This is a genomic window from Parabacteroides sp. HGS0025, from assembly GCF_000969845.1.
Taxonomy (GTDB): domain Bacteria; phylum Bacteroidota; class Bacteroidia; order Bacteroidales; family Tannerellaceae; genus Parabacteroides; species Parabacteroides gordonii.
The window spans coordinates 655,782-670,645 of the sequence record NZ_KQ033903.1; the positions used below are offsets into that span (position 1 = coordinate 655,782).

Annotated in this window: 9 protein-coding genes and 1 tRNA gene; 7 read left to right on the forward strand and 3 right to left on the reverse strand. The window is 41.1% G+C overall.

All coding sequences use genetic code 11. The features are described from left to right. Positions 1–27 precede the first annotated feature (27 nt). The 6 genes from HMPREF1212_RS19715 (at position 28) to HMPREF1212_RS19740 (ending at position 11,079) form a co-directional block, all read left to right on the forward strand. Positions 28–1,497, forward strand: a complete 1,470-nt coding sequence (locus HMPREF1212_RS19715) for a sulfatase-like hydrolase/transferase (protein ID WP_046150785.1) — start codon at positions 28–30, stop codon at positions 1,495–1,497. A 61-nt stretch (positions 1,498–1,558) separates the two neighbouring features. Beyond that, positions 1,559–2,119 (forward strand): RNA polymerase sigma-70 factor, encoded by a 561-nt coding sequence (locus HMPREF1212_RS19720; protein WP_046150786.1) that lies wholly within the window; start codon positions 1,559–1,561, stop codon positions 2,117–2,119. 77 nt (positions 2,120–2,196) lie between these two features. Next, positions 2,197–3,135, forward strand: a complete 939-nt coding sequence (locus HMPREF1212_RS19725; protein ID WP_046151252.1) for a FecR family protein — start codon at positions 2,197–2,199, stop codon at positions 3,133–3,135. 201 nt (positions 3,136–3,336) lie between these two features. Then, positions 3,337–6,636 (forward strand): TonB-dependent receptor, encoded by a 3,300-nt coding sequence (locus HMPREF1212_RS19730; RefSeq protein WP_232430169.1) that lies wholly within the window; start codon positions 3,337–3,339, stop codon positions 6,634–6,636. A 22-nt stretch (positions 6,637–6,658) separates the two neighbouring features. Beyond that, on the forward strand, positions 6,659–8,497 hold the full coding sequence (locus HMPREF1212_RS19735; protein ID WP_087880932.1) for a RagB/SusD family nutrient uptake outer membrane protein: 1,839 nt from the start codon (positions 6,659–6,661) through the stop codon (positions 8,495–8,497). Between the two features lie 68 nt (positions 8,498–8,565). After that, positions 8,566–11,079 (forward strand): hypothetical protein, encoded by a 2,514-nt coding sequence (locus HMPREF1212_RS19740; protein ID WP_157317071.1) that lies wholly within the window; start codon positions 8,566–8,568, stop codon positions 11,077–11,079. Positions 11,080–11,166: 87 nt separating this feature from the next. On the opposite strand, the gene HMPREF1212_RS19745 is transcribed toward HMPREF1212_RS19740, so the two are convergent. The 3 genes from HMPREF1212_RS19745 to HMPREF1212_RS19755 form a co-directional block, all read right to left on the reverse strand. Beyond that, positions 11,167–11,240 (reverse strand) — tRNA-Ile (locus HMPREF1212_RS19745). Positions 11,241–11,320: 80 nt separating this feature from the next. Further along, positions 11,321–12,446 (reverse strand): peptide chain release factor 2 gene (gene prfB / locus HMPREF1212_RS19750; protein WP_157317073.1). Its coding sequence is split into 2 segments (ribosomal slippage): positions 11,321–12,382 and positions 12,384–12,446, totalling 1,125 coding nucleotides; the frame shifts between segments, so codons are not numbered across the junction. Positions 12,447–12,498: 52 nt separating this feature from the next. Further along, positions 12,499–14,307, reverse strand: a complete 1,809-nt coding sequence (locus tag HMPREF1212_RS19755; RefSeq protein WP_046150789.1) for an AMP-dependent synthetase/ligase — start codon at positions 14,305–14,307, stop codon at positions 12,499–12,501. A 219-nt stretch (positions 14,308–14,526) separates the two neighbouring features. Between HMPREF1212_RS19755 and HMPREF1212_RS19760 the strand changes: the two genes are divergently transcribed. After that, the gene (locus HMPREF1212_RS19760; protein WP_028726454.1) at positions 14,527–14,853 is read left to right on the forward strand and encodes a PadR family transcriptional regulator; all 327 of its coding nucleotides are present in this window, start codon (positions 14,527–14,529) and stop codon (positions 14,851–14,853) included. Positions 14,854–14,864: the final 11 nt, after the last annotated feature.

Consider the following 14,864-nt stretch of genomic DNA (forward strand, 5'->3'; position numbering starts at 1 on the left):
AAATGATACCTAAAAAACACTATCTATATGAGAAAGATTTTAATTCCAGTCTGCGCACTGGCTTTATCTACCGCATGTTTCGGACAATCTAAAAAGAAAGCGCCGAACGTCCTGTTCATCCTTGTGGATGATATGCAGAGTACATGCATCCATGCTTATGGATGCGATCAGGTTTATTCACCCAACATCGACCGGATCGTCGATAACGGAGTATCATTCACCCGTACTTACACGAACGGTTCCCTGGGAGGTGCCCTGTCGATGCCGAGCCGGGCTATGATTATGACAGGACGAGGTGTTTATCAGGTCATCCAGGATGGTGCCCAGATACCGGAACAACATGTTACTATGCCGGAGCTATTCAGACAAAACGGATATACTACTTTTGCAACCGGGAAATGGCATTCCGACTATAAATCCTTTACCCGTTCATTCAGCATCGGCGAAAATATTTTCTTCGGAGGAATGCATACCTATGAGACAAACGGGCATGTATCTCCCCGTCTGCATCACTATGATCCGAGCGGAAACTACAGTGAGAAACCCTTTATAGGAGAAAAGTTTTCTTCCGAAATGTTTGCAGATGCTGCCGTCGACTTCCTGAAAAGCCGTAAAAAAGAAAAAAATCCGTTCTTTGCCTTCGTATCCTTCACTTCCCCGCACGATCCCCGGATGCAACATCCCGATTATGCCCACGGATATAAAGCGGATACGCTAAACCTGCCAATAAACTTCCTGTCTCAACATCCGTTCGATAACGGAGACATGAAAGTACGTGACGAAGTACTGACTCCTGTTCCCCGAACCAGGGAAGCGACTCAGAAAGAGCTAGCCGGTTATTACGGTATGATCAGTGAGGTTGATACGCAAATAGGCAGAGTCATACAAGCCTTGCGGGAAAGCGGAGAGCTGGACAATACGATCCTTGTCTTTGCATCCGACAACGGCCTGGCAGTCGGCCAGCATGGTCTTCTGGGTAAACAAAATTTATACGATCATAGCGTACGCGTACCTCTTGTCATTTCTGCTCCCGGCATGGATAAGGAAAAAGGAACAAAACGAGATGCCAATTGTTATCTATACGACATCTACCCGACTCTGTGCGACCTGACCGGTATCCGTCCGGCTCCTTCCGTAACAGGAAAATCCTTACTTCCTGTTCTGAAAGGCGCCGACAAACACAGAGACTGCCTGTTCCTTGCCTACAATAGCATCCAACGCGGCCTGGTAAAAGATGGCTGGAAATATATCGTCTATAACGTCGGTGGCTTCAGAACGGAGCAACTATTCGATCTGAAAAATGATCCCTGGGAGATGGTCAACCATGCACAGGAACCGGCTTACGCTTTCAAACTTTCTGCTTATAAGAACCTCTTAAAAGAAGAAATGAAACGAAATAATGACTTCTGCAACCTGGATGATTTCTATTGGTGGGGGAATGGAGAAATGCTTCCCTGGAATAACGCGATGAAACTTTATACGGATCCAAATAAATAAACAAAAAAACCAGACACGAGGCTATATGTTCTCATGTCTGGTTTGATAATAATCATTCGATATGGAGAGTATTTCAGAGATAAAAGAATTCAACAAACTGTTTACGGACTATCAGGGTATTTTCATCCGCTTTGCACGCACCTACATCCAGGATACAGATACCGCAGAGGATATAGTAGTCGACAGTCTGGTTTATTATTGGGAAAACCGAAATTCGCTCTCCTCCAATTCAAATATCCCTGCGTATATCATGGAGGTTGTCAAACACAAAAGCCTCAATTACCTGCGCAATCAACGGATACGGGAGGATATCGAACAAAATATTCGGACTCACATGGAAAGAGTTAGGATGTTAAAAATCACCACACTGGAGGCATGCGATCCCGAAGAACTGTTTAGCTCGGAAGCACAACGTTTGGTCAATGAGGCTCTGGAAAGCCTGCCGGAAAAGACACGAACAATCTTCATTATGAGCCGGTATGAGAATAAATCGCATAAAGAGATTGCCAGCCTTCTCAATTTGTCAACTAAAAGCATTGAATTTCACATAACTAAAGCATTGAATGTACTAAGGAAAAGATTGAAAGACTATCTTCCGTTCTTTTTCTTCTTTCTAAATTAACTGACCACCCCCATATTTTTTCCTGAAAAAGATAAGTTATTTGTTAGGGATACCTATTATTTATGTGCTTATTAAGTATGGAAAAGGAAACATTACATCGTTTTTTCGAGGGAAAAGCTTCTTATCGAGAAGAGGAAGAAGTCTGCAATTGGGCGGAAGCTTCTGAAACTAACATGCAGGAATATATCAAGGAACGCAAGTACTTCGATATGCTGCTTGTTCATGATAAAAAGAACAGGAAACCGCATATTTCATCAGGAAATGCGTATCAACTGAATATTATACTTAAATATGCAGCTGTTATCGCCTTGTTTATCATGTGCAGCTTACAGGTTTACCAGTTGATACAATCAACAACAGAACAGGAAATGAATATGATATCGGTACCAACCGGTCAAAGAGTCAATATCCAACTATCTGACGGAACAAATGTATGGCTCAATTCCGGTTCAAAGATGGAATATCCGGCCGCATTCACCAAAAGAAAAGGGAAAAGAGAAGTCACCCTCAACGGAGAAGGCTATTTTGAAGTTGCTAAAGATGCAAAGAGACCATTCGTTGTACAAACCGGTAAATATGATATAGAAGTATTAGGAACTAAATTTAATGTTGATGCCTACAATAAAGCTTCGTCATTTTCCACTGCATTAATGGAAGGTTCCATACAAATATCAGATAAAGCCGAACCTACAAAAAAAATAATATTACATCCTCTACAAAAAGCAGACTATATAAATGGTCAGTTGGTAGTTGAAAAGATACAGAACTATGATATTTACCGCTGGAAAGAGGGTCTACTCTGTTTTGAGCATATCGCTTTCAATGATCTGATGAAAGAATTCGAAAAGACATACGACATACAGATCATTAATAAGAACAAGAACCTGGAGAACTACATCTGTAGCGGTAAATTCCGTATTTCGGATGGACTGGATTTTATCCTACATGTTCTTCAACGGGATGTCAAATTCAGTTTTAGCAGGAATGAAAACAATACGATTATCTATATAAAATAACATGTTGAACCTTTAAATCATATTGCCTATGAAATAGCACTTAAAGAAAAAGCGATAAATGCGGACACATCTATCGCTTTATGACTAACACAATTATCAACAACTGTATTAATCTCTAATAATTACAAAGTTATGAATAAAGTATCTTTGTCGGGAGCCTATTATCTAAAAAAATCACGACATAAACATTTTTTCAGAATTATGAGAATAACCTCATTCCTTTTGTTTGTACTGATATTTTCATTACATGCAATCAATTTGAACTCTCAAAATACGAGGGTGACCGTCCGAGCCAGCAATACATCTTTAAAAGAGGTGTTGAATACGATAGAAAAACAAACAGATTATCTATTTGTATATAATAATAATGTAAATACAAACTTAAAAGTAGCAGTAAATGAGACAAATCAACCTGTAAAGCAAATTCTCGATAACCTTTTACCATCAATTGGGCTTAGTTATGTGCAGGAAGGTTCCTATATTGTGGTATCCTCTTCCCCAAAAGACGACGTGAAACAGCAAAAAGTAACGATCAAAGGTATTGTTACGGATACAAAGGGGGAACCGATCATTGGCGCAAATATCGTGGAAAAAGGTACAACAAACGGAACTATTACGGACATAGATGGCAAATACAGTATAGAAACCGCATTATCATCCATACTGCAAATTACTTATATCGGATATAATTCACAAGATATTCCGGTTAATAACCGAAAAGCGATTAATATCCAACTAAAAGAAGATACACAGGCCATCGATGAGGTGATTGTTGTCGGATACGGGGTTCAAAGAAAAGGGAATCTCACAGGGTCAGTCTCCGCTATCAAGACTGAAAAGCTGACTACTGCCCCTATTGCAAATGTTACCAACGCATTAGCCGGACAATTACCCGGTCTGCAAGCCAAACAGAACAGCGGTAAACCCGGTTCAGACGATACGTCGTTAAGCATTCGGGGATTCGGTAATCCGCTGGTTATTGTTGATGGAGTAGAATCCAGTTTCAATAATATTGACCCGAACCAGATTGAATCGATTTCAATCTTAAAAGACGGGGCTGCCTCTATTTATGGTGCCCGCGCAGGAAATGGAGTCATACTGGTTACGACTAAACGCGGACAAGACCAAAAACCGACAATTACGTATAACGGTTCCTTTACTCTGCAAGGGGTTACCGATATGGTCAAACCGGCCAGTTCCGGACAAAGAACCCTAATGGAACGCGAAGCTTACCTGCAAAGCGGCCAACCAGAAGCCGGCGCTCCCTGGACCGCGGAAGCTGTGGAGAAATTCTTTGCCGGAAACGATCCCGCCTATCCTAACACCGATTGGTTTGATTATGTATTCCGCAAATGGGCTCCCCAGCAGAATCACAACTTATCTGTCAGAGGCGGTAGCAACAAGATAAAATATATGGGATACTTCGGGTATACAGACCAGCAAACGATGATCAAAAAGAACGGAGGGGATTATAAGCGTTATAACATTCAATCAAATATGGATGCAGCAATTACGGATCGTATCAATCTGTCTATCGACTTGACTCTAACGTACGAAGACCGTAATTTCCCGGTCAGAGGAATGGAGAACGATGGATATTTGTGGCAGGATCTTTACAATACCAAACCCTGGTATCCTTCCCAGCTTCCTGACCCGACTAAATTGGCATGGGGAGGCATTGATGTAGGAAGTGTTGCCGCTACCTCAAACTCTGATCTGACTGGCTACAATCACAATAAGCTACGTGACTTGAGAGGGAGTGTATCATTATCCTACGACTTCAAATACATCAAAGGATTGACTGCTAAAGCTTTCATTAATTATATCGACAATGAACAGTATGTAAAGGAATTTACTAAACCGATAAAATACTATACTTATAATACTGCTACGGATACTTATAATTATGCCGGTAATTTTAAGGAGAAAGCAGAACTTAGAGAAAGGATGTATCGCAATAGTATATTAACTCAACAATATTCTTTCACCTACAATAATCTTTTCAACGATACACATCGCATCTCTGGTCTGGCTTTATTTGAGAGCATTGATTATTCCAATAACAATTTCATGGCTTACCGGAAAGATTTCCTGACACCTTCTATAGAGCAATTGTATGCAGGTAGCACATCAGGGATGAGCAACGATGGTTCCGCCAGTGAAATGGGAAGAGCAAGCTTCGTTATGAGAATTAACTATGCGTTCAAAGACCGTTATTTAATAGAAACCATTCTGCGCGCGGATGCATCCGCCAAATTTCCTAAAGATAGCCGATGGGGATATTTCCCCGGAGTATCTCTGGGATGGGTCGCTTCACAGGAAAGTTTCTTCAAACAACTGACATTCATTGACAACCTGAAATTAAGAGTCAGTTACGGTCAATCAGGAAATGATGCAGTAGGAAATTTTCAATATTTATCCGGATATGCGATGAGAGGAACCTATCTACTAGGAGATACACCTGTTTCAGGACTTTATTCTACCGGTCTTGCCAACCCCTTACTTACCTGGGAGAAAATGTCTATCTATAACGGAGGTGTCGACTTTTCATTCCTTAACCGCAAAATACATGGATCGATCGAAGGTTTCTACCGGCAACGGGAAGGCATACCGGCAACTCGCATTCAATCGCTGCCTTCCACATTTGGTTCCGCTCTTCCCCAGGAAAACCTGAATAGCCTGAATGACCGCGGATTTGAATTAAATCTGGGAACAGCTGGGAAAACGGGGAATCTATCATACGATCTCAATGCCAATATATCCTGGTCACGTTCGAAATGGGACCATTATGAAGAACCAGACTACGAAGACCCGGACCAGAGACGGGTTTACCAACAGTCCGGTCAATGGACGGATCGTGTTTTCGGATATGTCTCTGAAAAATTATTTACCAGCCAGGAGGAAATCGATGCTTTGGACTACACGTACAGTGCCTTAGGCGGCAACCACTCACTCCGCCCCGGAGATATCAAATACAAAGACCTGAATGGTGACGGTGTATTGGACTGGAAGGACCAAAAAGACATCGGTATGGGAACGATGCCGCATTGGATGTATGGATTCAATGTAGAATTAAGATATCGTGATTTCGATTTCTCTGCATTGTTCCAAGGCGCATTCGGATACTATACCAACGCATCTTTAGGCTTCGAAACAGAAGTCAAATACAATGAACGATGGACACAGGAGAATAATAATCCGAATGCATTGATCCCCCGTCTCGGCGGTTCGTCATCCAATGGATGGACTTCTGATTATTATTACAAATCAACTTCTTATCTAAGATTGAAGAATGCATCTTTAGGATACAATATCTCCGATAGAATACTGGACAAAGTGGGAGTCAATCAGGCACGCATCTATGTTGCCGGAACAAACTTATTCACCATCAGCAATATACGGAAATACGGTATTGATCCGGAAGCCCCTAATATTGGAAATAAACTAATGTATTATCCACAGCAGCGGACATTCAGTTTTGGATTAAACTTATCATTCTAACAGAAACTAAAGTATCAATAATATGAAAAAGTCATTATTTATATTTTTAATCGGATTATGTAGTCTCACTTCCTGCCTGGACGATATCCTGGATAAAAAACCGCTGGATATCATTTCAGACGATGTTGTATGGAATGATCCCGTGATGATCGATGCTTATCTGGCACAACAATACATGTTGACAACAGTTTTTACCAATGAGGCCAGCGACTATATAGAAAGTTGGTCGGCAGGTTCTCCTGTCGATGGGAAGTGGGAAATCCATACAAGTGAACATGGTTATGGACCTTTAATCATCAACAATATTGCAGACGAAGGAAAAGGAGGATGGGAAATTTCCGGTAATGCAGGTAGTTACAAAACCGGGAAATTAAACATCGACGGAGGATTTCTTGAATGGTGGGAATATCCATACTATATCATTCGAAATCTGAACCAGTTTATCGAACGGGGGCCTGATTCACCGATTGAGAGCGAAGTAAGAACGCTACGGGTTGCAGAAGCACGTTTTATCAGGGCCTTCAACTACTTCTCGATGGTAAAACGTTATGGTGGAGTTCCCTTGATAACCAAAGCGGCTTCTCTGGATGATCCCGAAGAAGTTCTTTATCCCAAACGTAATTCTGAAAAGGAACTTTATGATTTCATTATATCGGAGATGGATGCGATAGCAGAAGACCTGATTGGAACAACTGATTTCGGACGCCCTACAAAATGGGCCGCACTCGCATTAAAAAGCCGGGCGGCTCTATATGCCGGGAGTATAGCACAATTCGGTTCTATGCAATTAAATGATTTGCTGGGTATTCCGCAAAGCCAGGCTTCAGACTATTACCAGAAAGCGTTCGATGCTTCCCAGGCAATCATCAACAGTGGGGTTTTCCAATTGTATGATCAGGATAGCGATAAATCCCTTAACTTCAGAAATATCTTTATAAAGAAAAGAAATAGTGAAGTTATATTTGCCAAACAACACAATTATGTAGATGCTTTAGCCGGAGGAGGAAACACCTGGGGATACGATTTCTGTCAACGTCCCAAACCACATGGATGGAATCTAGGTATGGGAAATACTCCTTATCTGGAAATGGCAGAAGAATTTGAATATATCGACGGGAAATCAGGTAAACTAGACAGAAAAGCCATTCAGGAAGGATTATGGAGTATGGAGGAACTATGGGGCAATAAAGATCCCAGGTTTTTTGCTACCATATATACGATGGGAAGTAGCTGGAGAGGTGGCATTGTTGACTTCCACAAAGGTCTCATTGGCGGAGATGGAAAATTGTATGAAAATGATGGGGAAGGCTACGAAGGTATAAATGCCCTGGGAGATCAAAACATCAATGCCGGTAACTTCGGTACAGGTTTCGGAGTCATGAAATACTTGGATGAGAATGTTGATATTGGCAGTACATGGTCTAATTCCGGTACGGATTTCATCGTATTTCGCTTTGGAGAGATCTTGTTGAACTATGCAGAAGCCGCTTTCGAATTAGGAAAAACAGGAGAAGCTCTTAACGCAGTCAATCAGATACGGACAAGAGCAGGTATCACAACTAAACCATCAATCGACCGTCAGTCAATACGTCACGAACGAAAAGTTGAACTTTCTTTTGAAGGGCACAGATATTGGGATCTGCGTCGTTGGAGGGAAGCTGAAACTACTTTGTCCCAATCGTTTTCAGGGTTAAGGTATATACTTGATTTTAATACAAGAAAGTATAAACTTATCGTATTGGAGGATATTGACGGGGTAAACACACCTCCACGTTTTTACAAACAGAATTACTATTTCCCTATTACATTGAAAAGAACCGGAGCAAACGCTAACCTCTTAGAAAATCCTGGTTATAATTAATCATAAAAGATCTTTCCGCATATTGTGGAAAGGTCTTTTATTCTCTTCAATAACACCTATCTATTAAAATGAAGAAAATACTTTTACTTTTAGCTATAATACATCTTTTATGTATTAATTGCATGAAGGCCCAATCGAGTAAAGTCGAAGATTTGTGTAAAAAAGCCTCGCTACAACAGTCAAATATGTGGTGGAAGAACTCTATCAAAACCAAATCGCCTTTAATCTTCGCAGTACAAACAAACAAGTATGCATTTGAGTTCGATTATGAAAAGCTCACTTTCAATAGCTTTTCTATTGCCAATAAAAATATGGAAGTAACCGATGAACCACCCCAGATATCTTTTGGCATTGAGACTTATGGCACACTTTATCCATGTACGCATTCCTCCTTACGAACCGAAGATTGCCAACTTGTTCACACCGGAAGGTTCCTGCAACATCGTTTCATCAACTGGATACCGGAATTAACGGGTTGTGACCCTTATAACAGCGGTCTGGAAATCATTTCCTGGAACGACCGCTTAACACTTTCTTTACGCGTTGTTCCAACAGTGATACAACGTTCCAACGCGATTGTTGTAAAATATTCTATCCCCCCCACTTATATAAAACAAATTTCACCAGAAGGATGGGCAATATATAAACATAGTACAGGTACAGACGGATATATAATAACCGGATCGAACGATAACACGCATCTTTCATTTTCCGGAAACAGTATAGAAGCACGTTTACATTCTGTTCAGAAACTACAACCTGACCAACTCTATCAGACTGGACTTATCATCTATCCGGTAGAGAATCTGGAGAAAGAGTTAGAGAGTATTATCAATCAGGAAACAAATCCGCTAAAAGTAACTGCAATACAGACCGATCCTGTTAATTCTTCTCTGGAAACTCAATACGATCCGGTCATGGGATGGCATTCGATTCAACTTCGCAATGATATCTCAGGAGATATAACAAAGGATAATGACCGGATGGAACGGATCAAATTTACAATTGAAAATGATGATTCCAAAGAGGCCACCATCAGATTAAATTTTTCAAAAGAGAAAGAGGTTTATGCCGTTCCCGGCATATCCGGAATAATAAGAGATAAAGAAGGTTATCCTACTGGAATCCCTGTTCAGTTATCAAAAAACTGGCATACTACCGACTTTAACAATTATGAATCTCATCTCTATAAAGGCCCCTGGTTTCATGGTCTCAGCGTTCTTCAAATACCAGCAAAAAGTAAAATTACGCTTGAATATTCTGGTGTTAACGCACATTGGGGAGGTTTACCTGCAGCATCTCATGCCCAGCTTTGTCTTGTTGGTTGGGGAAGTAATCAACAATGGGATCAATCGGCCATCGGAGCATGGGGAGAAAGTATATGTTATGAACCGGATCTGGATCAGGCCTCAGCAACTGTTTTAGATATTCGTCCATTATTAGTTATCGATCCTAAAGGGGGACAATGGAATTGGACAGGCAACGTAGGGGGGGCTGACATTCTTTATCTCCAACAACACAATGGTGGCAGGGCATGGCATACAGGAATGAAAACTGATTACAAACGTTATTGCCCGAATCTGACAGAAGTTATATACTCTGGTAATATGTTAGATAATAAAATTGAATTCCAGTATTCGACATCCATTACTCGGTCAGATGATATCAACAGAGGAATCTACAAAATCCAAATGAAAGTAAATGCAGATGTTGAATTTGAAAAGTTAGATATATTCCAGTTAGGAGCCGCCACGTATCATTATGGTTTTTCCAAAGAAATAGCCTTAGGAAACGAAAATGGCTTAATAAAAAAGTGGAAAGCCAATAACAATACAAATCCCGTATATGACAAAAGTATAAAGCCTTTTAACGGGAATACCCCCTGGGTGTTCCTATACGACTCACCCATCAGCAAAGATCAGGAAGGACGTTTTGTTTCAGGTAACCGTGGTTTTATAGTCCGAAGTTGGAAATCAGTGATTAAAGGAGAAAATAATATACCTCCCCATTGGCGCGAATACAATACGACAGAAGGAAATCATGGAGATCCTTGCTCTATTATCACAGTAACTCTTCCTGAGACATGCCGTTCTTTATCTGCCGGAGACTATATAGAGGCAGAAATAGAACTGATCGTTACACCTTTAGAAAGTAGTGATTACTATGGACCGAATGCCAATTTCAAAAAAGCTTCGTCAAAGTTTACAAACAAATGGCCACTTGCTCACAGAGAAGCAAAAGGGAATAACATTCTCATAACACCGTTAATAGGAGTGGTTGAAGCTAGTTATCCTATTATTATATCGGCAACAAATAATATTGTCCACTTTAAAACGAAGGGGGGAATTGGCTATGTCCCTATCACGATCCAACAATTATCAACTTACAAAAATCCTGTCTTATATATCAAAGAAGGAAAACAATGGAAACAGATAGATCAGTCTAAATACGGTAACGACTACTGGCAAACAGACTTCAATCCTATATCCGGCACCTGGGAAATCACTTATAATATCAATATGGATTCACCGGGAGATAAAGCGATAGAAAGAGAATACAAATTTGAAATGAACAACAATTAATTCTCACCCACCACCTTTCTTAAAAAAGAAAGGCTATTAATACAAAAAGCGAACTACCTAATAATAAGATAGTTCGCTTTTATATTGTGGTCCCACTTGGGCTTGAACCAAGGACTCCCTGATTATGAGTCAGGTGCTCTAACCAACTGAGCTATAGGACCGGTATTTCAGAGGGTTACTCTGAAATCGGGTGCAATATTACGACTTTTAATCGGATTTTGCAAGTATTCTTGTAAAAACTTTACTTTTCAGCAGTTTCCTCACCACCAAACTCCATCAGATAAGCCTTGATAAATTCGTCGATCTTACCATCCATTACACCATTTACATCAGAGGTCTGATAGTTGGTACGGTGGTCTTTCACACGACGGTCGTCAAAGACATAACTACGGATCTGCGATCCCCACTCGATCTTCTTCTTACCGGCTTCGATCTTGGCCTGCTCAGCCATACGATGTTTCAATTCCTTATCATACAGGATAGAACGCAACTGACGCATGGCGTTCTCACGGTTCTTAGGCTGGTCGCGCGTTTCCGTATTCTCGATCAGGATCTCTTCCTCCTCACCGGTATAAGGATCTTTAAACTGGTAACGCAGACGAACACCGGATTCCACCTTGTTCACATTCTGTCCACCGGCACCTCCTGAGCGGAACGTATCCCACGAAATAGCTGCCGTTTCAATCTTAACCTCGATCGTATCATCTACCAACGGAGTAACAAAGACCGATGCGAAAGAGGTCATTCGTTTTCCCTGTGCATTATAAGGAGATACACGAACCAGACGATGTACGCCGTTCTCGCTTTTCAGATAACCGAATGCATAATCACCTTCCACATTGATCGTGACTGTTTTGATACCGGCCTCATCCCCTTCCTGCAAGTTGGCGATAGATACTTTATAATTGTTGGATTCCGCATAACGCAGATACATACGCATAAGCATGGAAGCCCAGTCCTGACTTTCAGTTCCACCGGCACCGGAGTTGATCTTAAGAACACAACTCATCTGGTCGGCTTCATCACGAAGCATATTCCGGAATTCCAGATTTTCTACCAGTTCCAACGCTTTGCCATAAGCGGCATCGACTTCGGCTTCGGTGATAATTTCTTCCTTTACATATTCATAAGATAACTGCAACTCCTCTGCCGCATCATGAACCTCATTGTAAAGTTCAATCCACTTTTTCAGCTCCCTTACTTTTTTCATCTGAGCTTCCGCCCGTTTGGCATCTTCCCAGAAACCGGGATCCTGTGTACGCAGTTCTTCTTCTTCTAACTGGATGGTCTTACCATCTATGTCAAAGATACCCCCTCAGCGCGAGCTCGCGCTCCAACACATTCTGTAGTTGGTCTGATGTTATCATACTCTTGTTCTTCTTTTAAATTTTGTGCAAAGATAGGAAATTAATCGTCAGTTTACTCAGCATACATTGCTTCAATCTCATCGGCATATTTTTGCAGGACAACCGGACGACGTAATTTCAACGTATCGGTCAGCTCCCTTCCTTCCATCGTAAACGGTTGGGGAAGCAAAGTAAACCGCTTGATCTTTTCATAAGAAGCCAGGTTCTTCTGATGTTCCTCAATATGCGACTCTATCAGACGGATAATCTCGTTATGGGCAACCAGTTCTTCACGGCTACCATACGTTATACCTTTCTTCTCTGCATACTCTTCCAATAAGAGATAAGCCGGCACAATCAAAGCACTGACAAACTTACGCTGGTCGCCGATAACCGCAATCTGCTCGATATACCTATCGCTGCTCATTTCCATTTCTATGGCCTGTGGAGCAATATATTTCCCATTGGAAGTTTTATAAAGGTCTTTGATACGTTCAGTAAAGAATAGCACATTACCTTCCAGACGTCCGGCGTCCCCGGTACGGAAAAAGCCGTCTTCCGTAAACGAACGGGAGTTTTCTTCCGGTTTATTATAATATCCGGTGGTAACCGTTTTTCCTTTCACCAGGATCTCCCCGTTACTTTCATCTATTTTTACTTCAACCCCCGGCATAATCTCACCGATCGAACCAAACTGGAAGCCTATTTCCGGATAGAAACACACAGTAGCCGTAGTTTCACTCAATCCATAACCATAAACAATAGGGATATTAACAGACTGCAGGAATTCGTTCACCGTATCAGACAGCGGAGCCCCGGCAACAGGGAATAAACGTCCCCGCTCAATACCCAGGACTTTCTTCAGCAAGGTAAAGACAGTCTTATCATAGAATTTAAATTTGGACTTCAGGCAGAAAGGAGCCTTTAAACCTTTATTCTTATATTCCAGATTATACGAACGACCGGTCTCTATCGCATCCAAAAAGATCTTTTTCATAAAAGGAGCGGAAGAATTGATCTTCTCATGGACTCCCACATATACTTTTTCCCAGAAACGGGGAACATTACACATCAGCGTAGGATGAACTTCCGGCAACGTTTTCTGGATCATCTTCGGATCCTGGTTTATAGCGATCTTCACCCCTTTATGCAGACAGTAATACGTCCAGGCTTTCTCGAAAATATGAGTCAAAGGAAGAAAACACATGGAAGTATCTTTGTCGTTCACCATCGGCAAACGAATATCATGGATGCGCATCGCTTCCAGATAATTAAAATGATGGAGGATAACACCTTTCGACTCGCCGGTCGTACCGGATGTATACATGATCGTAGCTATATCATCGGCCGTAGCCTCATTGGTACGGATCTTTACGGTTGTCTCCGCATGAGCATTATCTCCCAAACGCAGGAAATCTTCAAAATAAATAGAAGTTTTATCTTCCGGATTCAATTTAACGGCTGAGTCAAATACCACCAGACGCTTCAATACGGTCGATTCCTTCTGAACTTTAAATGCATTATTATACTGCAATTGTTCGCCCACAAACAAGGTATGTATATCCGCATCATTAATAATATATTCTATCTGGGCCGGAGAGTTGGTGGCATACATCGGGATAGAGATCACCCGGTTTCCATAAGCCCCGAAATCAGTAAACAAACATTGAGGCATGTTCTGAGAATAGATACCGATTTTCTCCTGTACCTCTATTCCAAACTCTGCCATCGCTTTAGCAGTAAGCATTACACACTCAGAGAAATCTTTCCATGAGATCTTTAACCATTTTCCGCTTTCATGATCGCGGTATTTCAAAGCTGTACGCGAGCCATATTTTTCAGCCTGCCTATGAATTAATTCAGCATAGTGGTAATAAACCATAAATCTTCTTTTTGAGTTGATACAACAAAAGTACGGCTTTCCTACTGAATAGCAACAGATTCCCTTCTTTTTTTACACACAATCGCACTTTTTGTGCAAAAACATAAACTCCATATCAGGGCCATCCGGAAAAAAGCGTGTTAAAATAGAATAAATATAGTAGTATGTATTGCATAGTACACAGGCAATACATATATTTGCATCATAAAACTATAAAATATGAATGCAGAGAACGTAAAATCACAAATGAGAAAAGGGACACTGGAGTATTGCATCCTCCTGCTTCTCAAGAAAGAGCCGGCTTACACCTCTGACATTATTCAGAAGTTACAGGAGGCTAAATTGATTGTAGTTGAAGGCACCTTATATCCCCTTTTAACACGATTAAAGAATAGTGAGCTATTAAGTTATCAGTGGATAGAATCGACTCAGGGTCCGCCCCGCAAATATTACCAACTCACTCCGACGGGAGAAGAATTTCTCGGAGAACTGGAAAACTCGTGGCAGGAACTAAATGATACAATAAACCACATCAGAAACAATTAAAACAGCAAAAC